The organism is Xanthomonas sp. NCPPB 2632 (assembly GCF_041228075.2).
Taxonomy (GTDB): Bacteria; Pseudomonadota; Gammaproteobacteria; order Xanthomonadales; family Rhodanobacteraceae; genus Luteibacter.
Window position 1 is genome coordinate 846,411 of record NZ_CM192979.1, and the last position, 24,823, is coordinate 871,233.

The 24,823-nt window shown below is 65.7% G+C and carries 28 protein-coding genes and 1 tRNA gene; 20 read left to right on the plus strand and 9 right to left on the minus strand.

The features are described from left to right. The first annotated feature begins 47 nt into the window (after positions 1-47). The 17 genes from AB8808_RS03695 to AB8808_RS03775 all read left to right on the plus strand — a co-directional run bounded on the left by AB8808_RS03695 (position 48) and on the right by AB8808_RS03775 (position 13,972). Positions 48-797 carry a YebC/PmpR family DNA-binding transcriptional regulator gene (locus AB8808_RS03695; RefSeq protein ID WP_369926851.1) on the plus strand — a complete coding sequence of 250 codons (750 nt, stop codon included), beginning with the start codon at positions 48-50 and terminating at the stop codon, positions 795-797. A gap of 41 nt (positions 798-838) precedes the next feature. Next, positions 839-1,360, plus strand: coding sequence for a crossover junction endodeoxyribonuclease RuvC (ruvC, locus tag AB8808_RS03700; RefSeq protein WP_369926853.1), 522 nt, complete (start codon positions 839-841; stop codon positions 1,358-1,360). Further along, on the plus strand, positions 1,357-1,956 hold the full coding sequence (ruvA, locus tag AB8808_RS03705) for a Holliday junction branch migration protein RuvA (RefSeq protein ID WP_036137514.1): 600 nt from the start codon (positions 1,357-1,359) through the stop codon (positions 1,954-1,956). The genes ruvC and ruvA overlap by 4 nt, the downstream gene beginning before the upstream one ends. Positions 1,957-1,959: 3 nt before the next feature. After that, the gene (locus tag AB8808_RS03710) at positions 1,960-3,861 is read left to right on the plus strand and encodes a potassium transporter Kup (protein ID WP_285403614.1); all 1,902 of its coding nucleotides are present in this window, start codon (positions 1,960-1,962) and stop codon (positions 3,859-3,861) included. Between the two features lie 195 nt (positions 3,862-4,056). Next, on the plus strand, positions 4,057-4,419 hold the full coding sequence (locus AB8808_RS03715; RefSeq protein ID WP_036137510.1) for a hypothetical protein: 363 nt from the start codon (positions 4,057-4,059) through the stop codon (positions 4,417-4,419). Position 4,420: 1 nt separating this feature from the next. Further along, positions 4,421-5,197 (plus strand): hypothetical protein, encoded by a 777-nt coding sequence (locus AB8808_RS03720; protein ID WP_369926855.1) that lies wholly within the window; start codon positions 4,421-4,423, stop codon positions 5,195-5,197. Between the two features lie 77 nt (positions 5,198-5,274). Next, positions 5,275-6,315 (plus strand): Holliday junction branch migration DNA helicase RuvB, encoded by a 1,041-nt coding sequence (gene ruvB, locus AB8808_RS03725; RefSeq protein WP_369926857.1) that lies wholly within the window; start codon positions 5,275-5,277, stop codon positions 6,313-6,315. Beyond that, the gene (ybgC, locus tag AB8808_RS03730; protein ID WP_369926859.1) at positions 6,312-6,716 is read left to right on the plus strand and encodes a tol-pal system-associated acyl-CoA thioesterase; all 405 of its coding nucleotides are present in this window, start codon (positions 6,312-6,314) and stop codon (positions 6,714-6,716) included. Before ruvB ends, ybgC begins: the two co-directional genes overlap by 4 nt. Positions 6,717-6,749: 33 nt before the next feature. Beyond that, on the plus strand, positions 6,750-7,433 hold the full coding sequence (gene tolQ / locus AB8808_RS03735) for a protein TolQ (RefSeq protein ID WP_036137499.1): 684 nt from the start codon (positions 6,750-6,752) through the stop codon (positions 7,431-7,433). A gap of 9 nt (positions 7,434-7,442) precedes the next feature. After that, a complete protein-coding gene (tolR, locus tag AB8808_RS03740) occupies positions 7,443-7,895 on the plus strand; it encodes a protein TolR (protein WP_036137496.1) in 453 nt (150 codons plus the stop codon). Next, complete coding sequence (gene tolA / locus AB8808_RS03745) at positions 7,882-8,823, plus strand: cell envelope integrity protein TolA (RefSeq protein WP_369926861.1); 942 nt, start codon at positions 7,882-7,884, stop codon at positions 8,821-8,823. Before tolR ends, tolA begins: the two co-directional genes overlap by 14 nt. Before the next feature lie 111 nt (positions 8,824-8,934). Then, positions 8,935-10,263 carry a Tol-Pal system beta propeller repeat protein TolB gene (tolB, locus tag AB8808_RS03750; RefSeq protein ID WP_285403629.1) on the plus strand — a complete coding sequence of 443 codons (1,329 nt, stop codon included), beginning with the start codon at positions 8,935-8,937 and terminating at the stop codon, positions 10,261-10,263. 244 nt (positions 10,264-10,507) lie between these two features. Next, positions 10,508-11,017 (plus strand): peptidoglycan-associated lipoprotein Pal, encoded by a 510-nt coding sequence (gene pal / locus AB8808_RS03755; protein WP_036137489.1) that lies wholly within the window; start codon positions 10,508-10,510, stop codon positions 11,015-11,017. A 3-nt stretch (positions 11,018-11,020) separates the two neighbouring features. After that, positions 11,021-11,899, plus strand: coding sequence for a tol-pal system protein YbgF (gene ybgF, locus AB8808_RS03760; RefSeq protein WP_369926863.1), 879 nt, complete (start codon positions 11,021-11,023; stop codon positions 11,897-11,899). A 4-nt stretch (positions 11,900-11,903) separates the two neighbouring features. Continuing rightward, positions 11,904-12,596: a 7-carboxy-7-deazaguanine synthase QueE gene (gene queE, locus AB8808_RS03765; protein ID WP_369926865.1), complete on the plus strand. Its 693-nt coding sequence runs from the start codon at positions 11,904-11,906 to the stop codon at positions 12,594-12,596. A gap of 21 nt (positions 12,597-12,617) precedes the next feature. Then, positions 12,618-13,301: a 7-cyano-7-deazaguanine synthase QueC gene (gene queC / locus AB8808_RS03770; RefSeq protein ID WP_369926867.1), complete on the plus strand. Its 684-nt coding sequence runs from the start codon at positions 12,618-12,620 to the stop codon at positions 13,299-13,301. A 176-nt stretch (positions 13,302-13,477) separates the two neighbouring features. Continuing rightward, on the plus strand, positions 13,478-13,972 hold the full coding sequence (locus AB8808_RS03775) for an RICIN domain-containing protein (RefSeq protein ID WP_369926869.1): 495 nt from the start codon (positions 13,478-13,480) through the stop codon (positions 13,970-13,972). Between the two features lie 48 nt (positions 13,973-14,020). On the opposite strand, the gene AB8808_RS03780 is transcribed toward AB8808_RS03775, so the two are convergent. From AB8808_RS03780 to AB8808_RS03810, 7 genes are all read right to left on the minus strand, one after another. Continuing rightward, positions 14,021-14,096 (minus strand) — tRNA-Lys (locus tag AB8808_RS03780). A gap of 65 nt (positions 14,097-14,161) precedes the next feature. After that, entirely contained in the window at positions 14,162-15,106 is a 945-nt protein-coding gene (locus tag AB8808_RS03785) for a DedA family protein/thiosulfate sulfurtransferase GlpE (RefSeq protein ID WP_369926871.1), read from the minus strand. Between the two features lie 106 nt (positions 15,107-15,212). Further along, a complete protein-coding gene (locus AB8808_RS03790) occupies positions 15,213-15,938 on the minus strand; it encodes a LuxR C-terminal-related transcriptional regulator (RefSeq protein ID WP_369926873.1) in 726 nt (241 codons plus the stop codon). Positions 15,939-16,025: 87 nt separating this feature from the next. Continuing rightward, a complete protein-coding gene (locus tag AB8808_RS03795) occupies positions 16,026-17,936 on the minus strand; it encodes an ATP-binding response regulator (protein ID WP_369926875.1) in 1,911 nt (636 codons plus the stop codon). A 65-nt stretch (positions 17,937-18,001) separates the two neighbouring features. After that, a complete protein-coding gene (locus AB8808_RS03800; RefSeq protein WP_369926877.1) occupies positions 18,002-18,694 on the minus strand; it encodes a TVP38/TMEM64 family protein in 693 nt (230 codons plus the stop codon). 16 nt (positions 18,695-18,710) lie between these two features. Beyond that, complete coding sequence (locus AB8808_RS03805; protein WP_369926879.1) at positions 18,711-19,268, minus strand: nucleoside deaminase; 558 nt, start codon at positions 19,266-19,268, stop codon at positions 18,711-18,713. After that, complete coding sequence (locus AB8808_RS03810; protein ID WP_369926880.1) at positions 19,268-20,995, minus strand: glutamine--tRNA ligase/YqeY domain fusion protein; 1,728 nt, start codon at positions 20,993-20,995, stop codon at positions 19,268-19,270. The genes AB8808_RS03805 and AB8808_RS03810 overlap by 1 nt, the downstream gene beginning before the upstream one ends. Positions 20,996-21,095: 100 nt before the next feature. Here AB8808_RS03810 and AB8808_RS03815 point away from each other — a divergent pair, with 100 nt between their 5' ends. Further along, positions 21,096-21,614, plus strand: coding sequence for an adenine phosphoribosyltransferase (locus AB8808_RS03815; RefSeq protein WP_369926882.1), 519 nt, complete (start codon positions 21,096-21,098; stop codon positions 21,612-21,614). A 5-nt stretch (positions 21,615-21,619) separates the two neighbouring features. Here the strand turns inward: AB8808_RS03815 and AB8808_RS03820 are convergent, their stop codons facing one another. Beyond that, positions 21,620-22,225, minus strand: a complete 606-nt coding sequence (locus tag AB8808_RS03820; RefSeq protein ID WP_369926884.1) for a hypothetical protein — start codon at positions 22,223-22,225, stop codon at positions 21,620-21,622. 13 nt (positions 22,226-22,238) lie between these two features. Next, positions 22,239-23,201 carry a DNA-binding transcriptional regulator OxyR gene (oxyR, locus tag AB8808_RS03825; RefSeq protein ID WP_369926886.1) on the minus strand — a complete coding sequence of 321 codons (963 nt, stop codon included), beginning with the start codon at positions 23,199-23,201 and terminating at the stop codon, positions 22,239-22,241. A 151-nt stretch (positions 23,202-23,352) separates the two neighbouring features. Here oxyR and AB8808_RS03830 point away from each other — a divergent pair, with 151 nt between their 5' ends. After that, positions 23,353-23,901, plus strand: coding sequence for a peroxiredoxin (locus AB8808_RS03830; RefSeq protein WP_036137465.1), 549 nt, complete (start codon positions 23,353-23,355; stop codon positions 23,899-23,901). A 207-nt stretch (positions 23,902-24,108) separates the two neighbouring features. After that, the gene (locus AB8808_RS03835) at positions 24,109-24,651 is read left to right on the plus strand and encodes a carboxymuconolactone decarboxylase family protein (protein WP_369926888.1); all 543 of its coding nucleotides are present in this window, start codon (positions 24,109-24,111) and stop codon (positions 24,649-24,651) included. The last annotated feature ends 172 nt before the right edge of the window (positions 24,652-24,823 follow it).

Sequence of the window (24,823 nt, forward strand, 5' to 3'; positions counted from 1 at the left end):
GCAGCTAGAATCGCGCCTCGTCCGTCCGGTAAGTCCAGGAATCGAACATGGGTAGAGGCCCTTCCATCGAAGGTCGCAAGAACGCCGAAGACGCCAAGCGCGCCAAGGTGTTCACCAAGCTGATCCGCGAAATCACCATCGCCACCCGTGGCGGCGTGCCCGACCCCAACGGCAATCCGCGCCTGCGCGCGGCCGTCGACAAGGCCCTGGCCGCCAACATGACCCGGGACACCATCGATCGCGCGATCAAGCGCGGTTCGGGTGCCGAGGGCGGCGCGGACATGCACGAGATCCGCTATGAGGGCTACGGCCCGGCGGGCACCGCGCTGATCATCGACTGCGTCACCGACAACCAGACCCGCACCGTGGCCGACGTGCGCGCGGCGCTGACCAAGCTCGGCGGCAACCTGGGCACCACCAACTCGGTGGCCTTCCAGTTCACCCGCGTGGGCCAGGTTCTGGTGCACACCGGTGGCGACGCCGGGGTCGAGGGCAAACTCGAAGAAGCCGCCATCGAGAACAACGCCGAAGACATCGTCATCGAGAACGGTGTCGGCACGGTGCTGCTCGCCGCCGATCCCATCGCCGTGGAAGCCATGCGCAAGGCGCTTGTCGCGGCGGGTTTCGAGGTCGACGGCTCCGACGTGGTCATGCGCCCGAACGGCCCGCTCGTCACGCCCACGGGCGAGGCGCTGGAGCACTTCGAGAAACTGCTCGACCGGCTCACCGCGCTCGACGATGTCGACGAGGTCTACCACAACGCCGTTCTCCCGACACAGGATGCGGACGAGGCGTGAGGCCTCCTGCTCCCTATCGTCTTGCCTACTAACCCGCTGTCATGACCCGCATCCTCGGTATCGATCCGGGTAGCCAGCGTACGGGCGTCGGTGTCCTCGATGTCGCCGACAACGGCACGCTGACGTACGTCTGGCACGGCGCACTCGCCGTCAGCGGGGAGGCCACCTTCCCGCTGCGGCTGAAGCGAATCTTCGACGAACTGGGTGTCATCATCGCCACGCACGCGCCGGCCGAGGCCGCGATCGAGAAAGTGTTCATGGCGCGCAATCCCGATTCCGCCCTCAAACTGGGCCAGGCGCGTGGTGCCGCCATCTGCGCCGTGGTCAACCAGGGCATCGTGGTGCACGAATACGCGGCCACCGAGGTCAAGCAGGCCGTGGTCGGTACCGGCCGCGCCGACAAGACCCAGGTCCAGCACATGATCGGGATGCTCCTCGGCATCAAGGGGCCGCTGCAGGCCGATGCCGCGGATGCGCTGGCGATCGCCATCGCCCATGCGCACACCCGGTCCAGTATCGAACGCGTGGGTATCCCGCGCACGGCATGGAGACGTCGCCGATGATCGGCCGCCTGCGAGGCATTCTTATCAGCAAGCAGCCACCCTCCCTCCTGATCGAGGTGGGCGGGGTCGGTTACGACGTCGATGCGCCGATGTCCACCATCTACGACCTTCCCGCCACGGGCAAGGAGGTCATCCTGCTCACCCATTACGCGGTGAAGGAAGATGGCGTGGCGCTGTACGGTTTCCTGCGTGAGACCGAGCGGGCCATGTTCCGCAACCTGCTGAAGGTGAGCGGCATCGGCGCGAAGATCGCGCTGGCCGTGCTGTCCGGCGTGTCCACCGAGGAACTGTCCCGGCAGGTGCATGCGGGCGACGTGGTGGCGCTGACCAAGATCCCCGGCATCGGCAAGAAGACCGCCGAGCGCATGGTGGTCGAGTTGCGCGATCGCGTGGATGCGGTCGGTGTCCGCCTGCCGGCGGCACCGGGCACGGGCGATGCCATCCCGGTGGACCCGGTAAGCGAAGCCACCGTGGCGCTGCAACAACTGGGTTACAAGCCGGTGGAAGCATCGCGTCTGGTACAGAAGGCGGCCGCCGAAGGCGATACCGCCGAGGCCATTATCCGCAAGGCGCTCCGCGCCGCGCTGGGAAGCTGAGTCATGGGTCATCACAATCCCGCCGAAGAACTGCAGAACGCCCGCGGCAAGAAACTTGCCGCGCTGGCGCTCGGGGCCATCGGCATCGTTTTCGGCGACATCGGCACCAGCCCGCTGTACACCATGAAGGAAACCCTCGGCACGCACGGCATGACGCCGCAGCCTGCCGCGGTGCTCGGCGTGCTGTCGCTGATCTTCTGGTCGCTGCTGATGGTGATCTCGCTGAAGTACGTCACCTTCGTGATGCGAGCCGACAACAAGGGCGAGGGCGGCATCATGGCGCTCATGGCGCTGGCGCAGCGCAGCGTCAGCGGATCGCCCCGCGCGCGCTGGGTGCTGGCCGCCATCGGCATCTTCGGCGCGTCGCTGTTCTACGGGGACGGCGTGATCACGCCGGCCATGTCCGTGCTATCCGCGGTGGAAGGCCTGGAAGTGGCGGCCCCCTCGCTGGATACCTACGTGGTGCCCATCTGCCTGGTCATCCTGGTGGCGCTGTTCGCCATCCAGCGGCACGGCACCGAAATCGTCGGCAAGGCCTTTGCTCCGGTCATGACCGTGTGGTTCCTCGTGCTGGCCTGGCTGGGCCTGCGTCAGCTGGTCATGCATCCGCAGGTGCTGTGGGCGTTGAACCCGTGGTACGCGGTGACCTTCTTTACCGAGCACGGCCGTTCCGCCTTCATCGCGCTGGGTGGCGTGGTGCTGGCGCTGACCGGCGGCGAAGCGCTCTACGCCGACATGGGTCACTTCGGCAAGAAGCCGATCCGTCTGGCCTGGTTCTTCTTCGTGCTGCCGGCGCTGCTCATCAACTACTTCGGCCAGGGCGCGCTGCTGCTGCACGACCAGACCGCGATCGAAAACCCGTTCTACAAGATGGTGCCCGAGAACCTGCTGTACCCGATGATCGCGCTGGCCACGGCCTCGGCGGTGATCGCCTCGCAGGCGGTGATCTCGGGCGCCTTCTCGATGACCCGCGAGGCGATGTCGCTGGGCTACTCGCCACGCATGGCCGTGGTGCACACCTCGCACGAGATGTCGGGGCAGATCTTCGTGCCCTGGGTGAACCGTCTGCTGATGGTGCTGGTGTTCCTCGCGGTCATTGGTTTCCGCTCGTCGAACAACCTCGGTGCGGCGTACGGTATCGCCGTGACCGGCACCATGACCATGACCACGCTGCTGGCGCTGGTCGTCGCTCGCCGCCGCTGGAACTGGCACTGGGCGGCCGTCATCACGGTCGGCGTCATCTTCCTGGTCATCGACCTGGCCTTCTTCGGCGCCAACGCGCTGAAGATCGCCCATGGCGGCTGGTTCCCGCTGGTGCTGGGCGTGGTGATCTTCACCGTGATGACCACCTGGCGGCGGGGCAGGGACCTCGTGGTCCGCGAGATCAAGCAGTCGGGCCTGGCGCTGGAGCCCTTCGTGGCGAACATCGCCGACCATCCGCCGCTGATCGTGCCGGGCACGGCGGTGTTCCTCACCGCCAACCAGAACTCGGTGCCGCACGCGATGCTGCACAACCTCAAGCACAACAAGGTGCTGCACGAGCGCAACGTGCTGCTGACGGTCGAGATGCTGGAAACGCCCGTGGCCGACTTCGACGAGCGCATGGAAGTGATCGAATACGGCGGCGGCTTCTTCGGCCTGCAGCTGCGCTACGGCTTCGCCGAGGATCCGAACATCCCGCTGTCGCTCTCGCGCGCGAGTGCACGCGGACTCGATTTCGACATGATGGATACGACGTTCTTCCTGTCGCGCGAGACCATCGTCGCCGACGCCCGCCGTCCCGGCATGGCCCTCTGGCGCGACAAGCTGTTCGCCTTCCTCGCCCGTAACGCGATGCCGGCCACGGCCTTCTTCCAGATTCCGGGCAACCGGCTGATCGAACTGGGCGCGCAGGTCGAGATATAAGCAGCGGTGGTCGCAGCATCGCCAAGCCGATGCTGCGGCCAGCCGAGCAATAGCATGTCGCCGTCGGTGTGCGGGTCGTGCCCGTTATCACGTCGGCGTCTTACGTCCACAACGTAGCGACCGATTCCTATCTCCAAAGTACTCCACGATTTCTAGTCTGAATTCGCCCGATGGAGGGCGATTCAGGAGTGTGGAATGCGAGCCAAACCGCTCATCGTTTTACTCACGTTGCTGATCGTGAGTTCCGAGGCATCGGCGTCTGTCAAATGGCTGAGTCGCGCCAATTGCATCGCCGGAACCATCAATGAGTCGATTACCTACGATCGACCCGCGTTACGTAGCCACTTCATGTACACCCAGGGTACCCACGTGGGTTTCGGTGCCGTGGCGGGTCATGTCGTGACGGCGGACTGGAACATGACGTGGCGCTCTTATGCCGGGGACCTCGCGGATGCGTCGCGCAACACTGTGCGCGGCGTCCACGTATTCGGGGATGACCTGCGATTCCTGCAGACTCAGTATTCCATTGCGACCGACTGCAATCTGACGGAGTGGTGAAATGAAGAAGATTCTCTATGTTTCTTTCCTGTCGGCTTCCCTGTTCTCAGCATGTGCCTCGGCCTCGTCGACTCTGGTCGACGTTCCTGCGCAAAGCGGTAATTCGTCCGCAGTCTCGGATGATACGTCGGCCACAAGCGAGGGCGACCTGGACATTTCGCGCATCCCCATGTCCCCGGGGCTTCACGTGGTGCCGCTGAATGAATCGCCTTTCGTTGGCGCCCTTGCCGCGAAGATCGAGCAGGATATTGCCGAGCAGTCTTCCAGGGGCGTACACACGGCTGAGGATGTCCCGGATGTGCGCGCATCGCTTGCCCATGTCCGCAGCAGCGCCCTTGGCGGCAATGAGGAAGTCTTTACGACGTTGTCCCAGGTCAAGCCGCATCTTTACTATGAGCCGGCATCGATCTCCCAGACCTTGCTCGAGGGGCTTCCACTGGTGGATGTGTCCACGGCGGGCGGGAATAGGGATGGTCGCTGGACCGGCCTCAGTCGTTCATGGGAAGTGGCCGGGCTCGGACTGGTACAACTGGACGAGTCCGAATACGCAGACGGCGGCGGGTCTGTTACGGTCATCAAGGAGTGGCTCAACACCGATATCAACGGTCAACCAGGCACCATCCAGACCATGCGTGGGCCTGACGGCGCCACGCAGGTCTCGCTGGGCTGGGTCACCGGCCACAAGGTCATGAGGTTGAACCTCCAGCCTGTCGACCCCGATGCACTGGCACCCAACCAGGAAGCCTTGCTTACCATGGCTCGTTCTATTCGATACTGACCCGCGCCTGGCCTGACAAAGCGGATCGGGCAGTCGGTTCGACCTGTCCGGTCCGCGAATCCTGCCATAATGTGAGGATGTCCGAGCACCGAATCATCTCCACCGCCGCCGCCATGGATGACGACGCGCTGGAAGCCAGCATCCGTCCCAAACGCCTGGCCGAATACCTCGGCCAGCAGACGGTGCGCGAGCAGATGTCGATCTATATCGAGGCCGCGCGGCGTAGGCAGGGCGCACTCGACCACGTGCTCATCTTCGGGCCGCCCGGCCTGGGCAAGACCACGCTGTCGCACGTGATCGCCAACGAGCTGGGCGTCAACGTCCGCTCCACCTCCGGGCCGGTGCTGGAACGCGCGGGCGACCTGGCCGCGTTGCTGACCAACCTGGAAAAGAACGACGTCCTGTTCGTGGACGAAATCCATCGCCTGTCCCCCGTGGTGGAGGAAGTGCTCTATCCGGCCATGGAAGACTTCCAGATCGACATCATGATCGGTGAGGGCCCGGCCGCCCGCTCGATCAAGCTCGACCTGCCGCCCTTTACCCTGATCGGCGCGACCACGCGCGCGGGCCTGCTCACCGGCCCGCTGCGCGATCGCTTCGGTATCATCCAGCGGCTGGAGTTCTACAGCGTGGATGAGCTGACCGCGATCGTCCGCCGTGCCGCGAAAATCTTCGGTATCGAGTGCGAGCTGGAGGGCGCGATCGAGATCGCCCGTCGCTCCCGCGGCACGCCGCGTATCGCCAACCGGCTGCTGCGCCGGGTACGCGACTTTGCCGAGGTGCGTGGCGACGGCATCATCACCCATGCCCTGGCCCGTGCCGCGACGGACATGCTCAGGGTGGACGCCGAGGGTTTCGACGACCTCGACCGTCGTCTCCTGAGCACCATCATCGAGAGTTTCGACGGCGGCCCCGTCGGTGTGGAATCGCTGGCGGCCGCCCTCAGCGAGGACCGCGGCACCCTCGAGGATGTGGTCGAGCCCTACCTGATCCAGCAGGGCTACCTGATCCGCACCGCGCGTGGCCGTATGGCCTCGGCCAAGGCCTGGCGCCACCTCGGCCTGAATCCGCCACCGCGCCAGGGCGACGCCCCTGACCTGTTCCTGGGCGACGCATGAGTGTCTTCAGCTTTCCCGTACGCATCTACTGGGAAGACACCGATGCCGGCGGCGTGGTCTACCACGCCAACTACGTCCGTTTCCTGGAGCGGGCGCGCACGGAATGGCTGCGGGCGCAGGGCATCGACCAGCTGGCCCTGCGCGAAACCACCTCGCTCGGCTTCGTGGTCCGCGAGATGCACCTCGATTTCCTGCGGCCGGCCCGTCTGGATGATGAACTCCAGGTCACGGTGGACGTCAAAGAGCGGCGTTCAGCCAGTATGCTGTTCGGTCAGGAGATCGTGTGCGGGGGCACGACGCTGTTGCGCGCCACGGTGCGCGTGGCGTGCGTCAACCTCGTCACCATGCGACCTGCCCAGATACCGGCCGGCTTGTTCCTCCAAGCCTTCCCACTTACCTAAAGCCCCAGATACCCGGCGGAGAGCCTTCAAGCGATGAACGGTGGACTGAACATTTTCAAGCTGGTTGCGGAAGCAAGCCTGCCGGTGCAGCTGGTGATGCTGCTTCTGCTCGTCTTCTCGTTCCTGTCGTGGGTCATCATCATCCGCAAGTACAGCCAGCTGAAGACGGCCCACGACAACGCCGAGACCTTCGAGGATCGCTTCTGGTCCGGTGCCGACCTGGCGGCCCTGTTCCGTGAGGTGGGCAACCGCGAAGGCCAGAGCGGCATCGAGAACGTGTTCGAGGCGGGTTTCCGCGAGTTCGCCCGCCAGCGCCAGCGCCGGGCCGGCGATGCGGACCGCATCATGGAGAGCTCCGAGCGCGCCATGCGCGTGGCCGGTACCCGCGAGATCGGCAAGCTGGAGCAGAACCTCGAATTCCTGGCCAACGTCGGCTCGATCAGCCCGTACATCGGCCTGTTCGGCACGGTGTGGGGCATCATGGGCGCCTTCCAGGGCCTGGGCGAGATGAAGGACGTCACCATTTCCGTGGTGGCCCCGCACATCTCCGAGGCACTGATCGCCACGGCCATGGGCCTGTTCGCTGCCATCCCGGCGGTCTGGGCCTACAACCGCTTCGCCACCAAGGTGGAGCGTGTCGCGTCGCGTTACGAGGTGTTCCAGGAAGAGTTCTCCTCGGTGCTGCAGCGCCAGATCCACGCCGACGACGTCGCCTGAGCCCCCGCCATGGCCACGCGTAACGTGCACCGCCGCCACAAGCGGAAGCTGAAATCCGAGATCAACGTCGTGCCGTACATCGACGTGATGCTCGTGCTGCTCATCATCTTCATGGTCACCACGCCGATGATGAACCTCGGCGTGGATATCCAGTTGCCGCAGACCAACGCCAAGTCCCTGCAGGACAAGAAGGACCCGGTCGTCGTTTCCGTCGACGAGGGTGGCCAGATATACCTCACCGCCAACGGCACCAAGCGCGAGCCAGTCAGCGCGGACGAGTTCAAGAGCAAGATCACCGCCTTCCACGATGCCAACCCCGAGCTCCAGGTCCTGGTGGCGGGCGACCAGCGCGTGGGCTATGGCAAGGTCTACCAGATCCTCCCGATCCTCCAGGAAGCGGGCGTCTCCAAGATCGGCCTGATGAGCCAGCCGGAGTCGGGCGCGCAGAATGGAAAACCGTAACGGTACGCCGCGCGCGGTTGTCCTCGCCGCGCTCCTGCACATCGGCATCGTGGCCTTCCTGGGCCTCGCGATCATCCCGTGCTCGGACTACGAAAAGTGGGCCGATGCCCTGGGCTTGCCCGCGGAATGGAACCCGCTGAAGTGTCCCGCGCCGATCCAGCTGCCCGGCCAGATCATCGAGGCCACGCTGATCGGCCCCACTGGCGCGCCGCCGCCGAAGCACACGGCCAAGCCGGTGCCCAACACGGTGCCGCCGCCGCCGGCACAGCCCACGCCCACGCCGCCGCAGCCGGAGAAGCCCAAGGTCGAGACCCTGCCGCCGCCGCCGAAGGTGCCGGCCCTGAAGGACCAGGAAAAGGTGGTCGACGACGCCGTGCAGAAGGCTGAGGACGCCAAGCGCCTGCAGGAAGAACAGCAGCGCCAGCGCCAGGCCGAGCTGGATGCACAGCAGGAAGAGAAGAAAAAGGAAAAGCAGAAGCAGATCGACGAGATCTTCAAGCAGCTGGACGCCGCCAAGTCGCAGACGAAGCAGGCCGACAGCAAGAAGAAACAGGCCGAACAGCAACTGCAGGATCTCGCCAATGCGAAGGACGACGGGCGTGAAAACCTGCCGTACGCCGACAAGGTCCAGACCGGCCAGGCCGGCAAGGACGACAGCAAGCAGGCCCTCTATATCGCCGCGATCCAGAACGCCGTGACGCCCAACTGGTTGCGCCCGGACAACATGCCGGATGCTCCCTGCATGGTGCACATCACCCAGATACCGGGTGGCCAGGTGCTCAGTGCGAAGGCGGATGCCAGCTGTCCGTACGACGCTGCCGGCCGGGCCTCGATCGAGAACGCGGTGCTGCGTGCGCAGCCCTTGCCGTACCAAGGCTTCGAAGACGTGTTTCAGCGCAACCTCACCTTCACGTTCCGGCCGCAATGATCTAACGCGCCCCGTCCCGGCAGGCGCCGGGCGGGGCGGTTCATAATCGGGTCATGCTGGCATTCGCCAGCGGGTTAACATGCCGTCGCCGTCCCTCATTCCCAGGTCGCAATGAATCCGCCCATGCGCAGAATGCTCCCCCGCCTAGCTCTCCTCCTGGTTGCCCTGACTGCCTTCGTGGCCGGTCCGGCAGCCGCCCAGTCGCTGAACGTCGACATCGTGGGCGGCCTGAAGACGGCCACTCCGATCGCCGTCGTGCCGTTTGCCCAGGCCGGTGGCGCGCCACTGCCTACCGACGTGGCCGACGTGATCCGCGCGGATTTCAACCGCTCGGGCAAGTTCCGTTCGCTGGACAAGGCCGACATCGTCGAAACGCCGTCGCAGGGCGCGGACATCAAGTTCGCCACCTGGCGTCTGCTCAAGCAGGATTTCATCACCATCGGCCGCATCAGCGACGCTGGCGGTGGCAACCTCAAGGTCGACTACGAGCTGTGGGACGTCAACAAGCAGCAGAGCCTGCTGGCCCAGTCGTTCACCGCACCCGCCGGCGACCTGCGCGGCGTGGCCCACCAGATTGCCGACCAGATCTATGAAAAGATCACTGGCGTGCGCGGCGCCTTCTGGACCCGCATCGCCTACATCACGGCCGTGGGCGTGGGTAACAACGCTACCTACTCGCTGATCGTCGCGGATTCCGACGGCTTCAATCCGCAGGTGGTGGCTCGCTCGCGTGAATCCCTGCTCTCGCCGGCCTGGTCGCCGGACGGCAGCAAGATCGCGTATGTGTCGTTCGAAAGCGGCAATTCGGCGGTCTACGTGCAGAACATCTCCACCGGCTCGCGCAGCCTGATCGCCTCGCATCCGCGTGGCATCAACAGTGCGCCGGCCTGGTCGCCGGACGGTCGCAAGCTGGCCGTCAGCCTGTCGTATGTGGGCAATCCGGAGATCTTCGTGATCGACGTGGCCAGCCACACCGAGACGCGGCTGACAAACAACTTCGCCATCGACACCGAGCCGACCTTCACCCCGGACGGCCAGAGCATCCTGTTTACCTCCGATCGCTCGGGCAAGCCGCAGATCTACCAGATGTCGGCTTCCGGCGGCGCCGCCACGCGCCTCACCTTCCAGGGTGGTTTCAACGCCAGCGCCTCGGTCAGCTACGACGGCAAGCAGATTGCGATGGTGCAGGGCAACGGGAACGTGTATCGTATCGCCATCATGGACCGCAGTCTGGGCGGGCAGGTGCGCTTCGTTTCCCCGGGTAACGTGGACGATTCGCCCAGCTTCGCGCCCAACGCCAGCATGCTGCTTTACGCTGCATCGCAGGGTACGCGTGGTGTCCTGTATGCGGTTTCGGCAGACGGTGCCGTGCGTCAGCGCCTTGTCCTTTCGGACGGCGACGTGCGCGAGCCGTCGTGGGGACCCTATCGACAGCGCTGACACCACGTTCCTATGGGAACGTGGTATCGGTAACGTCCAGGGAGGGGCGCGGGCATCCGCGCCCTTTCTGCGGACGACAATTAACCGGCGGGCGCCGCAAGGCGGTTGCCGGAGCGAAGACGCAGGGTGCGGGACAGCGCCCCGTCGGCGTAGATGTAAGTAGAAAAACAGCCGGACAACCGGCGGTGCCTGTCCCGAACCCGAAAACCGACTGTCGGAACTCAACTGTTTTAAGGAACGTCCCATGAATAAGACTGTTACTGTCACCCTGGCTGCCCTGCTCTGCGTGGGCGCGGCCGCTTGCTCCAAGAAGCAGGTCAAGCCGGTCGCTCCGACCGAATCGCAGCCGGTCGCTCAGACCCAGGCTCCGATGAACGACGGCAAGTACCAGCCGTCCGACCTCGACACCGACGCTTGCCTGCGTCAGCGCGTCGTCTACTTCGACTTCGACAAGAACGAAGTGAAGCCGGAGTTCCAGCAGATCATCGCTTGCCACGCCAAGTACCTGCAGGATCGTCCGCAGTCGGCCATGACCCTCGAAGGCAACACCGACGAGCGTGGCACGCGTGAATACAACCTGGGCCTCGGCGAGCGTCGCGGCAATGCCGTGTCCAGCGCCATCCAGGCTGCCGGTGGTTCGGCTGGCCAGGTCAACGTCACCAGCTACGGCAAAGAGAAGCCGACCTGCCGTGAGCACAATGATGACTGCTGGTCCAAGAACCGTCGCGTCGAGATCGTCTACACCGCGAAGTAAGTGATGAAGAAGACTCTGGCTACCAGTTACATGGCCAGGCTTGGCATGGCGGGCGCACTTGCGTCCGCCATGCTTTTTGCTCTGCCCGTCACCGCCCAGGACACCCGTCTCAGTCTCGCCGATCGCGTTGCGCGGCTGGAGCAGCAGTCACAGGCCCAGGCCGGCACGACCACCCTGGTCAACCAGGTGAACGATCTGCAGCAGCAGGTCTCCCAGTTGCAGGGCCAGATCGAAGAGCTCCAGCACCAGAACCAGCAACTCCAGGATTCCCAGAAGGCACAGTACGCGGATGTCGATTCGCGGCTGGGTCGTATCGAAAAGGGTGGTGCACCGGCCCAGCCGGCCGCCGCCGCACAGGGCACGCCGTCGCCGGCGCAGCCCCCGGCCGCCTCAGCGCAGGGCAACGCCGTTCCGGGTGCCGCCGCCGCGGGCGCCGCCGCTGGCAGCACCGCTGCCGCTGCTGCCGCAGGCGCGCCCTCCCAGCCGGCCAATGCCGACCAGCAAGCCGCGTACGACGCCGCGTTCAAGTCGCTGCGCGCGGGCGATTACGTCACCGCGTCGCGTGGTTTCCGCGACTTCCTGGTCAAGTACCCGGATAGCCCGCTGGCCCCCAATGCCTATTACTGGCTGGGCGAGTCGTACTACGTGACCATGAACTACCCTGTGGCCATCGAGGCCTTCCAGCGCCTGGTGAAGCAGTATCCGCAGAGCGACAAGGTCTCCGACGGCCTGCTCAAGGTCGGGTATTGCCAGATCGAGCTGAAGCAGCAGGATGCCGCCATCGCCACGCTGAAGCAGGTCGGCACCAAGTATCCGGGCACCAAGGCCGCCGGCCTCGCACAGGAACGCCTGCGTCGCCTGCAGCGCCAGACGGCCAACTGATCCCATGACCGGTAGCACCGTACTACCGGCGGCTGTCCCGCCGGCTTCGCCCGTCGCGGAGCGGCTGCGGATCACCGAGATATTCCACTCCGTGCAGGGTGAGGCCGACGCCATCGGCTGGCCCACGGTATTCGTACGCCTTACCGGATGCCCGCTGCGTTGCGTGTGGTGCGATACCGAATATTCCTTCCACGGCGGCCAGTGGCACGACATCGATGCCATCGTCGCCGAGGTGGCCCGCTACGGCGCGCGCCATGTCTGCGTCACCGGCGGCGAGCCGCTGGCGCAGAAGCGCTGCCACATCCTGCTGCGCAAGCTGTGCGATGCGGGCCACGAGGTCTCCCTGGAAACCTCCGGCGCACTCGATGTGGCCGATGTCGATCCGCGCGTCCGTAAGGTCATGGACCTGAAAGCCCCGGATTCCGGCGAAAGCGCGCGGAACCTCTGGTCCAACCTCGATCACCTGTTGCCGCACGACCAGGTGAAGTTCGTCATCGCCAGTCGCGGCGACTTCGAATGGTCGCGCGACATCGTCCGCGAGCACGCGCTGGATCGCCGCGCGATGGTGCTGTTTTCCCCGGTGTGGGGCAACGTCCAGCCGCGCGAACTCGCCGAGTGGATCCTCGCCGAACGCCTGCCCGTGCGCTTCCAGCTGCAGCTGCACAAGCTGCTGTGGAACGACGCCGCCGGCCACTGATACGACTGCAAGGGTATTGCCATGAATGCTTCGACCTCTCCCCGCAAGGCCGTGATCCTCGTGTCGGGCGGCATGGATTCGGCGGTCACCATCGCCATGGCCCGCGAGCAGGGTTTCGAGGTGTATGCCCTGAGCGTGGCTTACGGTCAGCGGCACAGCTCCGAACTGGAAGCGTCCGCGCGGGTGGCCGGCATGCTCGGTGCCGTGACGCACAAGACCGTGCACATCGACCTGCGCAGCATTGGCGGTTCCGCCCTGACGGCGGACATCGACGTGCCCAAGGACGGCGGCGAAGGCATCCCCGTGACCTACGTGCCGGCGCGCAACACCATCATGCTGTCCATCGCGCTGGGCTGGGCCGAGGTGCTGGGCTCGTCGGACATCTTCTGCGGCGTCAATGCCGTGGATTACTCCGGCTACCCGGATTGCCGCCCCGCATTCGTCGAGTCGTTCCAGGCCCTGGCCAATGTGGCCACCAAGGCCGGTGTGGAAGGCGCGGGCATCCGCATCCATGCCCCGCTGATGCAGATGGGCAAGGGCGACATCGTGCGCGAAGGCATGCGCCTGGGTGTGGATTTCTCGGCCACGGTCAGCTGCTACAAGGCCGATGCGCAGGGCCGGGCCTGCGGGCACTGCGATGCCTGCCGGTTGCGCGCGGAAGGATTTGCCAAGGCCGGCGTGCCGGACCCGACGCACTACGCCTGATGCGCTGAATGCCAGCTCATGTGATTCCCAGGCCCATTTTCGGCAGCAGAAAGAGGCGCTTGCAAAAGTGCTGATAAGGTCGACGCATGACGTGGCTCGGTTTCAATTGCCATGACAACGGCGAGGGCTTTGGACCTCTGTCATCCGTACGTGCCGAATCGATGGGGACATGGAACATGAAGAAGGCTTTGCTTATAGCGACAGCTGCGGTTTACTTTGCGTATGCATCGTCCGCCATGGCGGCGGTGAGTGATAAGCAGGATGCGCAGGCCATGCTCACAGGCGGGCCCTTTACGTGGGTTGCCTATTTCAGCGTTCTTAATCCACCCTCGCGTTGCGTCACGGCCACGGAGGGTGGACAGGTAAATCTCTCGATCTGCGATGGCGGCCGCTATCAGATGTGGAGTCACTCGCAGAATCAGCTCGGCGACGAGATCCGCAACGTGCAGTCAGACCTTTGTTTGCAGGGTGGCAGCCCCAGCAGCCCGTCGGTCACGACACAGGCCTGCAACGGCGGAAACGCACAACGGTGGGTTTTGACGCAGGATCGCCTGGGCTGGTCCATGCGTAATGTTTCCACTGGGTACTGTCTCGACACCAACGGAAGCGCTGTCCTGCAGATTTATTGCGGTCTGGGTGACCCGGCGCGCCAACGTTGGATTCAGCAATAGGGATACGAAATGCGGAGCGCGCCGCTTTCGGTAAGTCACTGACGCGTATGGTGGGTCGTGCCGGATTCGAACCGGCGACCTACGGATTAAAAGTCCGCTGCTCTACCAACTGAGCTAACGACCCATACGCGGCAAGCCGGCTAGTTTAGTGATCCGGCCGGGACCGCACAACCCGCCAGGCACGCCGGTTCAGATGGTGGCGACCAGGGCCTGAACGTCACGGCCCGCGGCGCGCCATGCACCGATGCCCCCGGTCAGCGGTCGCACGTTGCGGAAGCCCAGCTTGCCGAGCCGTTCGGCCACTTTCGCGGCCGATACCTCGTTCGGGCACGAGCAGTAGATCACCACGGCACTGTGCCTCGGCAACGTGGCGATATCCGCCTCCGCCGTGGCGAAATCGAACAGCCGCGCGCCCGGGATCACGAAGGGGTCGTCGCGCCGGCTGATCGCCGTGCGCACATCCACGATCAGCGCACCGGGTTCGTTGGCGAGCAGGAGCGTCAGCTCGTCGACGGAGATGCGCGACCGCCGCATCCGTTGCAGGAGCAGCACACGTCGCGCATAGCGGAAGCCTATCCAGAGCACCATGACCACGGCGGCAACCGCGGCCAGGCCGATGCCGAACTCTCGCAGGGCGATCAGCACCGCGTCGATCTGCCGGTAGCAGAGCATGCCGACCGACAAGCCCACCGCGATCCACAGCGAGGCGCCGAGCAGGTCGTAAAGCGTGAAGCGGGCGAAGCGCGTGTCCCCCGCGCCAGCGATGGGGATGGTGACCAGCGACAGGCCGGGAATGAAGCGCGAGATCAGCAGCAGCTTGACCCCACGTTTTTCGAAGAAGCCGCTGGCGCGCCGTACGCAGGTATCCGGCGAGAGCGACACCCGGCACAGGCCGTCCAGCACGCGGTAGCCGAAGTGCCGCCCGGTCAGGAACCAGGCCAGGTCGCCCAGGAAGGCGCCGGCCAGCGCAGCCATGAAGGTGGCGACAACCAGGACGGGGTTATGCGAGGCGACGAGGGTGCTGCCGACCACGATGAGGGTGGGCATGGCGGGCACCGGCAGGCCGATCGCTCCGGCGAACACGCCAAGGAAGGCTACCGTCGGTGCCGCGTCCGCCCAGTTGATGCTCGCCACGCTGCGTACCTCGGCCCATGTCCGTCAGTTCCGACACGATACGCCGGTGATGTTTCGCCGGACAGACGGCCAGGCCTTTCGGCCTAGGCCTTTTGGCAGCGGCGTATCACGGGTGGGTCGACAGGTCGTCGTCCAGGGTGCTCATGTCACCCAGGTGCTGCGCGGCCACCAGCGCCTCCAGCCGGTTGCGGACATGGAGCGCGCGGAAGATAGCCGCCAGGTGGATCTTGACCGTGCCCTCGCTGATCTCCAGCTCGCGCGCGATCAGTTTGTTCGGCCTGCCCTTGGCCAGCAGCTTCAGCACGTCCTGTTGCCGATCGGTCAGGATGCTGGTGAGGCGGTCTTTCAGTGCCATGCCTTCGCCGGCGTCGCGCTGCATGATGAAGGGTGGCGCAACGTCGGCGGCGGCCTTCATCGCCTCCGGTGGTACATAGACACCACCACCGACCACCAGCCGCACGGCATTGAGGATGACGTCCGGCGGCGACGATTTCGGGATGTAGCCCTGCACGCCCAGTTCCAGGACATGCCGGATCGAGGACGAATCCTCCGTGCCGGACAGTACGATGACCGGACGCATGCGTGCGATGCCGGTTTCGTCTTCGGCCTCACGCATCGCGGTCACGGCGTGCTTGATGTGTTCAACACCATCGGCGCCGGGCATGGCCATGTCGATCAGGGCGATGTCCGGAAGGGGACCGTCGCTGAGATGCTTCTGAAGCTGGGCCACCGTCTGGGCTTCGACGAAGGTGACGTGATCACCCAACTCGCGAAGCTTGAGCTTCACTCCCTCGATGATGAGTCGATGATCGTCCGCGATCAGTACGTGCATACAGCTCCTCCGCCTGCACGATCGCAGGCTTCCCCGTTCCCGCGAACATAGCCCTGTCGATGGCCGTCGGCAAGCCGGCCATCCGGCTCAGGCGGGCGCATGATGGACAGCCCAGGCGGAAACCATTACTTCATGCAGGCGATCCGGGGATACGGGCTTGAACAGCACGCGCGTTGTTGCCGTATCCACGCTTTGCAGGAAGTTCACGCGCGTCTCGCCGGTAATGAGCACGCGTGCGAAGGGCGGTGGGTCGCCGGGGCGTCGCCGGTAATAGCGATCCAGCAGCGCGATCACGTCCAGGCCGGTGCCTTCGCGCAGGCGCAGGTCGGAAATCACGATGTCGGGTGGCTGCATCCACTGGTGAACGGCCTCCATGGCCTGCTGTGCATCTTCGGCAGTCATTACCTCGCAGCCCCAGCTGCCAAGGAGAAAACTGATGCCGGCCAGGATGGAAGGCTCATCGTCGATCACGAGCACGCGCATGCCGGCGACATCGCGTGTCGCCGCCGGTGCCTGCATCGGAGGCTGGTGGAACTCGACGATACCCGGGCGTGCTTCCGGCAGGGTCAGCGAGAACACGCTGCCCTTGCCGGGACGTGACCGCACCGATGCCGTGCTGCCCAGCAATCCGGCCAGTCGCTGCACGGTGGACAGGCCCAGTCCGAGACCACGCCGGGTGCCCTCGGGGCGACCGGCCTCCGGGCTGCTTTCCACGCGATAAAACTCGTCGAAGATATGCCGCAGGTGGTCGTCGCCGATGCCGATGCCGGTGTCCCACACGTCGATCCGCACCCGCCCGTCCATCCGTTTGCGGGCACCCACCAGCACGCCGCCGCAGCGCGTGTAGCGAAGGGCGTTGCTGACCAGGTTGTTGAGTATGCGGGCCAGCATGGTGCGGTCGCAGCGTACCCACAGTCCCGTGGTGCGGACGACCAGGCGCAGGTCGTGCTGCTCGGCGACCATGCGGAAGTTGACGCTCACTTCCTCGAACACGTCGTCGAGGGCCACGTCGCGCAGGACGGCCGGCATGGCGCCGGTCTCCAGGCGGGACAGGTCCAGCAACTCGCTGAACAGGTGATCCAGTGCCTCGACGCATTCCTGGATGTGCGCGATGCGGTTGAGCCGGAGCGGGTCGAACTCGTCCACCGCCAGGCCCGACGAAAACAGCGTCAGTGCGTACAGCGGCTGACGCAGGTCGTGCGAGGCGGCCGCGAGGAAGCGGGCCTTGGCGACGCTGGCCGCTTCCAGCGCGGCGTTCTTGCGGGCCAGTTCCTCGGTGGCGGCGGCGATCTCCCGCTCCATGCCGATCTGCGCATGCAGCAGTTTGGACGCGGCGCCGTTGAAGCCGCGCTGCAGGTCGCCGATCTCGGTGTCGTCGGTGACGGGCACCACCACGGTGCGGTCGCCCAGGCCGAGCTGGCGTACGGCAATGGCCAGGTTGCGCAGGGGCGCGCTGAGCCAGCGCGCCGCCGACCACCCGATCATGGCCGCGATGAACAGGCTCAGCGCCAGCCAGAGCAGGGCGTTGTGCATGCTGACGCGCTGCGCCTCGATGGCATCCTCGATGCTGACGTCCACCGTGACCGAGCCCACCATCCGGTGGGTGAGCGGATCGAGCACCTCGCGGGCGACGGTGAGCGTATCGTCGTCCCCGGCGGTGCCGTTGACCCGGTCGGCAAGGATCTCGCCATCCCGGTCGCTGATGCGCACGCGGGACACCTGCGGCAACTGCACGATGGATTGGGCGATGCGCGCGATCTCACGGCGCTCGCCGGTACGCAGGGCATCTCCGGACACGGAAGCCGACTGCTGCGCGATCGCATCCGCCGTGGAGCGGCCCATCTCGTGCAGGTTGTCCATCTGGTGGCTGGTGAGCATCGTGACCAGCAGCACGGCGCTGATGGCGGTAGGCACCAGCGCCACGCAGGTCAGGCGCTGCACGAGCGACGTGCGGCGCCAAACCCTTTCCAGCCCTGACGACGCCGATACGTCACGCATGACATTCCCCCCGACGGCCCCTTGCCTGGCGCCGCGAGGCTACAGCCTAGCGCAGTTGTCCGTGTTCAGGCGCGCCGGCGGCGTGCCCGTACCGACCGCACCAGAAGGGGTAACAGGCTGACGACCACGAAGGCGCACAGCGGAAGCAGGATGCGGACATCCAGCAGGCTGAAAGGGGCCGCTCCGCCGAGGGTGGAGGCGAGTCCCGCGCCGATCGCGCTCTCGATCACCAGCGATACCGTACCGCCTAGCCAGGTGGCCCCGATGAACAGCCACACCGGGCAACGCAGCCAGGCCAGGGCGACGGTCATCGCACCCAGAGGCACCACGGGGACGAAGCGCAGGGCGAAGGTGTAGCGCACCGGATGCCGTGCGAAGCCGCTGCGCAGGCGCGCCGCGAAGGCCGGCGGGGCCCTCCCGCCGGAGCGAAAGGCATGGCGGCTGGCCACGAAAAGCAGGAGCGAACCCGCGACGAGGGCGACCGACGACAACGCGCTGCCCTGCACGATGCCGAACAGCAGTCCTCCGGCCAGCACGATGACGATGGTGCCGGGCACCCCGGTGGCGATCGCCAGGGCCAGTACGCCCGCGTAGCCGACACGCGACAGCACCGGGTGTGCCGCGATGCTTGCCCGAAGCATGCCCTGTTCGGCCAGCAGGTGCTCGGGATGGAAGCGATCCAGGGCGCCGCTGGCCAGCATGACGACGCCGGTCAGGATCATCAGCACCAGCGGCAGGGCGGCACGCCAGCGGGTCATCGGAGGCGTGGGCCGCTCAATACGTGGCTCCGGAAGCACCGTAGCGGCGCAGGACCTCCCGGGCATCGTCGCGGCGGATATCGCGACGCACGGCGATGCCGCGACGCTCCAGCTCACCCACCCAGTCGGCCGGAAGCGGACCCTCGTCGAACGCGGTCAGTTCCTCGACATCCCCGGAACGGGCGCCGATCAGCAGCTCGTCGATGCCGGCCCACACCGTGGCGCCGAAACACTGGCAGCACGGCTGCGAACTGGTGGCCAGCACGAAGCGCGAGCCGTCTTCGTTGAGGCGGAAACGCTGAAGGCGCTGCTGTGCCGTCATGTACGCCATCATTTCGGCATGCGCCACGGAGCAGCTGTGCGGCACCACGCGATTGACGCCGATCGAGACGATGCGATCGGCGCCATCGAACACCACGGCACCGAAAGGCCCGCCGGTTGCCAGGTCGACGTTGCGCGACGACAGGTCGATGGCCAGGCCGACCTTGGCCTCGTCGCCGACGTAGGGCACGGTGGTATCGACCGCTTCGTGCACCCAGGCGGGCAGGGTGAGATGGACCTGTGCGTACAGCATCAGGCCTGCTTCGCCCAGGAATCGCGCAGCGTGACGATGCGGTTGAACACCGGCGCATCGGCGCGGTGGTCGTGCATGTCGGCCACGAAATATCCCAGCCGCTCGAACTGCACGCGCTCCTCCGCGGATGCCACGGCGGCCGCCGGTTCGACGTAGCCGCGGACGATGCGCCGCGATGCCGGGTTGAGGTGATCCTTGTAGGTCTTGCCGTCGCTGTCGTCGTCGGGGTCGGTGACGTCGAACAGGCGGTCGTACAGGCGGATCTCCGCCGGCACGGCATCCCGCGCGCTCACCCAGTGGATGGTGCCCTTGACCTTGCGGTCGGCGCCGGGCATGCCGGTGCGCGAGGCGAGGTCGAGCGTGCAACGCAACTCGGTGATCTGGCCGTCCGCATCCTTGACCACCTCGTCGCAGCGGACGATGCCGACGCCGCGCAGGCGGACTTCGCCCTCCGGCTTGAGGCGATGGAAGCCCTTCGGCGGCACTTCGGCGAAGTCGTCGCGCTCGATCCACAGCTCGGGCGAGAACGGCACACTGCGGGTACCGAAGCTGTCGTCCTTCGGATGATTGGAAAAGGTGAGCGTCTCGGCGTGCGCGGCCTCGATGTTGGTGACGACCAGCTTCACCGGGTCGATCACGGCCAGGCGTCGCGGGGCGGCGCCGTCGAGATCGTCGCGCACGGCGCCTTCCAGAACACTCATGTCGATGGTGCTGTTCTGCTTGCTGACGCCGATGCGCTCCCAGAACAGGCGGATGCCCGCGGGGGTGAAGCCGCGGCGGCGGACGCCGGCGATGGTCGGCAGGCGGGGGTCGTCCCAGCCGTCCACCAGGCGCTCGGTGACCAGCGTGATCAGCTTGCGCTTGCTCATCACCGTGTAGTTGAGGTTGCCACGGGAGAACTCGATCTGGCGCGGCTTGCTGGGTGCGGTCGGCACGCCGGCGGCCACCAGCGATTCCCACAGGGCCGGGTCGTTCGCGAGGTCCACATGGTCCACGCACCAGTCGTACAGCGGCCGGTGGTCTTCGAATTCCAGGGTGCACAACGAATGCGTGATGCCTTCCAGCGCATCGGACAGCGAGTGCGCGAAGTCGTACATCGGGTAGATCGGCCAGGCGTCGCCGGTGTTCTGGTGGTGCACCTTGCGCACGCGGTAGAGCGCCGGGTCGCGCAGGTTGATGTTGCCCGAGGCCATGTCGATCTTCGCGCGCAACGTCTTGCTGCCGTCGGCGAACTCACCGGCGCGCATGCGCTGGAACAGGTCGAGGTTTTCCTCGATGGCGCGATCGCGGAAGGGCGAATTGCGGCCGGGTTCGGTCAGCGTGCCGCGATACTCGCGCACTTCCTCGGCCGAAAGGTCGTCCACATAGGCCACGCCCTTGCGGATCAGCTTCAGCGCCGAACGGTAGAACACCTCGAAGTAATCCGAGGCGTGGCGCAGCTCCGCCCAGTCGAAGCCCAGCCAGGTGACGTCGCGCTGGATGGCCTCGACGTATTCCACGTCCTCCTTCGAGGGGTTGGTGTCGTCGAAGCGCAGGTTGCACACGCCAGCGTAGTCGGTGGCCAGACCGAAGTTCAGGCAGATCGACTTGGCATGGCCCAGGTGCAGGTAACCGTTGGGCTCGGGCGGGAAGCGCGTGCGGATGGTCGCGTGCTTGCCGGCGGCGAGATCGTCGCGGACGATCTGGCGGATGAAGTTCTGCGGCAGGACGGGCGTTTCGGTCGACATCGCTTGGACTCGGCAGGTAGGGCACGGCAAACGCGGAAGTTTACCTTCCTTGGGCGCGGCACGCTTGCCGCCGGGGGTGGGCGCGGGGTAGCTTGGCGCCATGTCGCCCCTTTCCGATCTCGTCCGGGATGTTCCCGACTTTCCTCGTCCGGGCATCATGTTCAAGGACATCACCCCGCTCCTGGCGGATGCGGTGGCCTTTGCCGCCTGCATCGACGCCTTGTGCGCGCCCTGGTTCGGCAAGGACATCGGTGCCGTGTGCGGCATCGAGTCGCGCGGTTTCATCTTCGGCGCCGCCATGGCCCGGGCGCTGGACGCCGGCTTCGTGCCCGTCCGCAAGGCCGGCAAGCTGCCGCCGCCCGTGGTCGGGCTCGACTACGGCCTGGAGTACGGTCTGGATCGCCTTGAAATCGGGGCGCAGGCCATCGCACCCGGCGAGAAGGTCATCGTGGTGGACGACGTGCTGGCCACCGGTGGCACCCTCGAAGCCGCGCGTCGGCTGGTGGAGCGGCTGGGAGCCGAGGTCTGCGGCGCCAGCGTGGTGCTGGAGCTGGCCGGGCTGAACGGGCGTTCGCGCTGGGCCGGCGACGCACCGCTGTACGCCCTGATCGGGTCCTGAGGCGCTCAGCGACGGGCTGGCCCTTCTTCGCGCAGGTCTTCCACGAGCACGATCTCGCATCCGCCGGCGCCGGTGTCTTCCCGCGTCAGCGAGGTGTTCCACTGCCAGCCGTCGTCGCGTCGCACGTCCACCAGGAAACCGTCGAAATGGACCACGTCGCCCGGGCGCACGTGGCGCAGCTGTCGCGCGGCGTTGTCGTTGGCGGGAATCATGTGCATGTTGGCGCTGGAGTCCTCGATCTCCTTGCGGGGGATCGGGAAGTGGTCGGTGTACCAGAAGTAGAAGCGGTTGGACTGCGAGATGCGGATCTTGTCCAGCACCGCGGTGTCCGACATGCGGCCCCAGCCCAGCGCGAGATCCGTGGGGGCGATCGGCGCGAGGTCGTCCAGCTGGTAATCCTCGCGTGACAACACCCGCCCGGTCATGGCGAACTTCGCGCGCGGCGCCAGCGTGAAGTGCCCTCGGGTGACCGCCGTGCCCGGGCCCATGTCTTTCTGGTTCGGGATGTCGCCGGCGAGGATGCCCGGGGCGTCGTGCACCGGGTGGTGCTGCCACCAGGCGTAACCGCCCCAGCCACACAGAACGAGCAGGAGGACGAGCCAGAAGCGCATGCCGCGAAAACCGTCAGTAGGATGATGATGGGCCAACGCCCGAGACGCGTTCCGGTTGACGTGGCGGCGTGCCTCGCGGATCGAACAAGGTGGCGGGAAGGTCGCGGACGATAGCCGCAAGCGCCTCGAAAAACGGCGTCATCGCCGAGCTCTTGCGCCATAGCATGGCGATCCGGCGGCTCGGTGCCGGCGCGGCGAAGGCGATCAGGTCCACATTGGGCGACTGGGCCACGGGGGCCTGCACGGCCAGTGCGGGCAGCAGCGTGATACCCACGTTGGCCGACACCATCTGGCGCAGCGTTTCCAGGCTGGTCGCCCGGAATCCCGTCTTTTCACCGGCACCGGCCATGTGGCAGACCTCCAGGGCCTGGTCACGCAGGCAGTGGCCGTCCTCGAGCAGCAGCAGGTTCTGGTCCGAAAGGTCGTCCATGCGCAGCGGCGCGTGGCCGGCGAGGGGGTGTCCGCTGGGCACGGCGAGGACGAACGGTTCCTCGAACAGGAACTCCACGTGCAGCGAGTCGTCGTGGACGGGGAGGGCGAGGATGCCGGCATCCAGCGTGCCCTCGCGCAGCATGTGCAGCACCTGTTCGGTCTTCTCTTCGCGCAGCAGCAGTTCCAGGCGAGGAAAACGCGCCCGCAGCGGCGGTACCACATGCGGCAGCAGGTAAGGCCCCAGCGTGGGAAAAATGCCCAGGCGGATCGTGCCCGATTCGGGATCGCGCGTGCGCTGGGCGATCGACTTGATCTCGTCGATCTGCGACAGCACGCCGCGGGCGCGCCGGGCGATTTCCCCGCCCGTTTCCGTCAGCAGCACTTTTCGCGGGGTACGTTCCACCAGCGCGACACCCAGTTCGTCTTCCAGCTTGCGGATCTGGGTGGACAGCGTGGGCTGGCTGACGAAACTGGCCTCGGCGGCTCGACCGAAGTGACGGTGTTCCGCAAGGGCGACGAGGTACTGCAGGTCACGCAGGTTCATGGCGACGGCTCGAGGCAGATCAATAGATGCAGCCTATCACAGTGATGCCTACAATCGATTTGAGATAATCGTCCCCGCGGGCTAACCTTGGTGTTCAGTCGCGTCACCAAGCGCGCAATGAATCCAACAACCTGTAACGGAGAGTCGTAACATGCTGACCATCGGCGATAAGTTCCCGGAATTCAACCTGCTTGCCGTGAACGGCGGCCCCCTGGCCAACAAGATCGAAGACGCGTTCACGACCATCACCGACAAGTCGTACGAAGGCAAGTGGAAGCTGGTGTTCTTCTATCCGAAGGACTTCACCTTCGTCTGCCCGACCGAGATCAAGGGTTTCAGCGACCTCAATGAGAAGTTTGCCGACCGTGACTGCCAGATCCTGGCCGCCTCGACCGACTCCGAGTTCGTCCACCGCGCCTGGCGCATGGACCACGCCGACCTGAAGGACCTTTCGTTCCCGATGCTGGCGGACATCAAGAAGGACCTGACCTCGGCCCTGGGTATCCTCACGGCCGACGGCGTCGCCCAGCGCGCCACGTTCCTGGTCGATCCGAACAACGAGATCCAGTTCGCCTACGTCACGGCCGGTTCGGTCGGCCGTAACCCGGACGAAGTGCTCCGCGTCCTGGACGCCCTGCAGACCGACGAGCTGTGCGCCTGCAACTGGAAGTCGGGCGAAGAGACCCTCAAGGTCGCCTGATACGCCAACGGTCGTAAGTCCCGCGCCGCTACGCTCCCTCCCCCCCGCGTGGCGCGGGCAGCCCCACGGGCGGTGAAGTTCGCTTCGCCGCCCGTTTTTCTGAAGTGGCCTGGAAACGATCCGTGCCATCCGCGCGAAGCCGCACCGTGCGTGCCGCGACCGTCCGCGCCCTCTTTCCCCTTTTTCCTTAGACACAAGGTGCATCCCATGAGCGTCGCCGATCTTCGTAGCCAGATTCCCGACTATGCAAAGGACCTCAAGCTCAACCTCGATACCGTCCTGAGCGAAGCGGGTGCCCCGGGCCTGAACCTTGCCCAGATCGCCATGGTGGCCCTCGGTGCCGCCTATTCCACCCGGCACAAGCCGCTCACCCAGGCCATCGCCGCGTTCGCCGCGGAGCACGCCTCGGCCGAGCAGGTGACCGCCGCCAAGGGCTCGGCCGCGATCATGGGCATGAACAACATCTACTACCGCTTCCAGCACCTGGTGAGCCACCCGGAATACGCCAGCATTCCCGCCAAGCTGCGCATGAACGTCATCGGCGCCTACAAGGGCGATGCCAAGAACGATTTCGAACTGGTCTCCCTCGCCGTGTCCGCCGTCAACGGCTGCGGCATGTGCATCGATTCGCACGACAAGGTGCTGCGCGACGGCGGCGTCTCCGTGCAGGCCATCCAGAGCGCCGTACGCATCGCCTCCGTGATCCACGCCGTCGGCGTCGTCCTCGAGCAAGCCGAAGCGGCTGGTTAATAAAGCCATGTAGGAGCCCACGATGTGGGCGATGCTTTACCAAGGTTGCCTCAAGGTCGCCTCGCCACGATGTAGGCGATGCTCCTGTTTCATGCCGCACCGCAACGACAAAAGGGTGCCTTCTGGCACTGTGTCAAAAGTCACCCTGTTCGCAGGATGGGGGATTACCCAA

Excerpts from the sequence above, each read along its gene's own strand:
- queE (WP_369926865.1), top strand. The coding sequence starts at position 11,904 with ATGACCGGTAGCACCGTACTACCGGCGGCTGTCCCGCCGGCTTCGCCC.
- pal (WP_036137489.1), top strand. The coding sequence starts at position 10,508 with ATGAATAAGACTGTTACTGTCACCCTGGCTGCCCTGCTCTGCGTGGGC.
- oxyR (WP_369926886.1), bottom strand. The coding sequence starts at position 23,201 with ATGAACCTGCGTGACCTGCAGTACCTCGTCGCCCTTGCGGAACACCGT.
- AB8808_RS03695 (WP_369926851.1), top strand. The coding sequence starts at position 48 with ATGGGTAGAGGCCCTTCCATCGAAGGTCGCAAGAACGCCGAAGACGCC.
- AB8808_RS03800 (WP_369926877.1), bottom strand. The coding sequence starts at position 18,694 with ATGACCCGCTGGCGTGCCGCCCTGCCGCTGGTGCTGATGATCCTGACC.
- AB8808_RS03795 (WP_369926875.1), bottom strand. The coding sequence starts at position 17,936 with ATGCGTGACGTATCGGCGTCGTCAGGGCTGGAAAGGGTTTGGCGCCGC.
- AB8808_RS03715 (WP_036137510.1), top strand. The coding sequence starts at position 4,057 with ATGCGAGCCAAACCGCTCATCGTTTTACTCACGTTGCTGATCGTGAGT.
- ruvC (WP_369926853.1), top strand. The coding sequence starts at position 839 with ATGACCCGCATCCTCGGTATCGATCCGGGTAGCCAGCGTACGGGCGTC.
- ybgC (WP_369926859.1), top strand. The coding sequence starts at position 6,312 with ATGAGTGTCTTCAGCTTTCCCGTACGCATCTACTGGGAAGACACCGAT.
- tolB (WP_285403629.1), top strand. The coding sequence starts at position 8,935 with ATGAATCCGCCCATGCGCAGAATGCTCCCCCGCCTAGCTCTCCTCCTG.
- tolA (WP_369926861.1), top strand. The coding sequence starts at position 7,882 with ATGGAAAACCGTAACGGTACGCCGCGCGCGGTTGTCCTCGCCGCGCTC.
- AB8808_RS03720 (WP_369926855.1), top strand. The coding sequence starts at position 4,421 with ATGAAGAAGATTCTCTATGTTTCTTTCCTGTCGGCTTCCCTGTTCTCA.
- ybgF (WP_369926863.1), top strand. The coding sequence starts at position 11,021 with ATGAAGAAGACTCTGGCTACCAGTTACATGGCCAGGCTTGGCATGGCG.
- AB8808_RS03830 (WP_036137465.1), top strand. The coding sequence starts at position 23,353 with ATGCTGACCATCGGCGATAAGTTCCCGGAATTCAACCTGCTTGCCGTG.
- tolQ (WP_036137499.1), top strand. The coding sequence starts at position 6,750 with ATGAACGGTGGACTGAACATTTTCAAGCTGGTTGCGGAAGCAAGCCTG.
- AB8808_RS03790 (WP_369926873.1), bottom strand. The coding sequence starts at position 15,938 with ATGCACGTACTGATCGCGGACGATCATCGACTCATCATCGAGGGAGTG.
- ruvB (WP_369926857.1), top strand. The coding sequence starts at position 5,275 with ATGTCCGAGCACCGAATCATCTCCACCGCCGCCGCCATGGATGACGAC.
- AB8808_RS03835 (WP_369926888.1), top strand. The coding sequence starts at position 24,109 with ATGAGCGTCGCCGATCTTCGTAGCCAGATTCCCGACTATGCAAAGGAC.
- AB8808_RS03820 (WP_369926884.1), bottom strand. The coding sequence starts at position 22,225 with ATGCGCTTCTGGCTCGTCCTCCTGCTCGTTCTGTGTGGCTGGGGCGGT.
- tolR (WP_036137496.1), top strand. The coding sequence starts at position 7,443 with ATGGCCACGCGTAACGTGCACCGCCGCCACAAGCGGAAGCTGAAATCC.
- AB8808_RS03710 (WP_285403614.1), top strand. The coding sequence starts at position 1,960 with ATGGGTCATCACAATCCCGCCGAAGAACTGCAGAACGCCCGCGGCAAG.
- AB8808_RS03815 (WP_369926882.1), top strand. The coding sequence starts at position 21,096 with ATGTCGCCCCTTTCCGATCTCGTCCGGGATGTTCCCGACTTTCCTCGT.
- queC (WP_369926867.1), top strand. The coding sequence starts at position 12,618 with ATGAATGCTTCGACCTCTCCCCGCAAGGCCGTGATCCTCGTGTCGGGC.
- AB8808_RS03805 (WP_369926879.1), bottom strand. The coding sequence starts at position 19,268 with ATGCTGTACGCACAGGTCCATCTCACCCTGCCCGCCTGGGTGCACGAA.
- AB8808_RS03775 (WP_369926869.1), top strand. The coding sequence starts at position 13,478 with ATGAAGAAGGCTTTGCTTATAGCGACAGCTGCGGTTTACTTTGCGTAT.
- AB8808_RS03810 (WP_369926880.1), bottom strand. The coding sequence starts at position 20,995 with ATGTCGACCGAAACGCCCGTCCTGCCGCAGAACTTCATCCGCCAGATC.
- ruvA (WP_036137514.1), top strand. The coding sequence starts at position 1,357 with ATGATCGGCCGCCTGCGAGGCATTCTTATCAGCAAGCAGCCACCCTCC.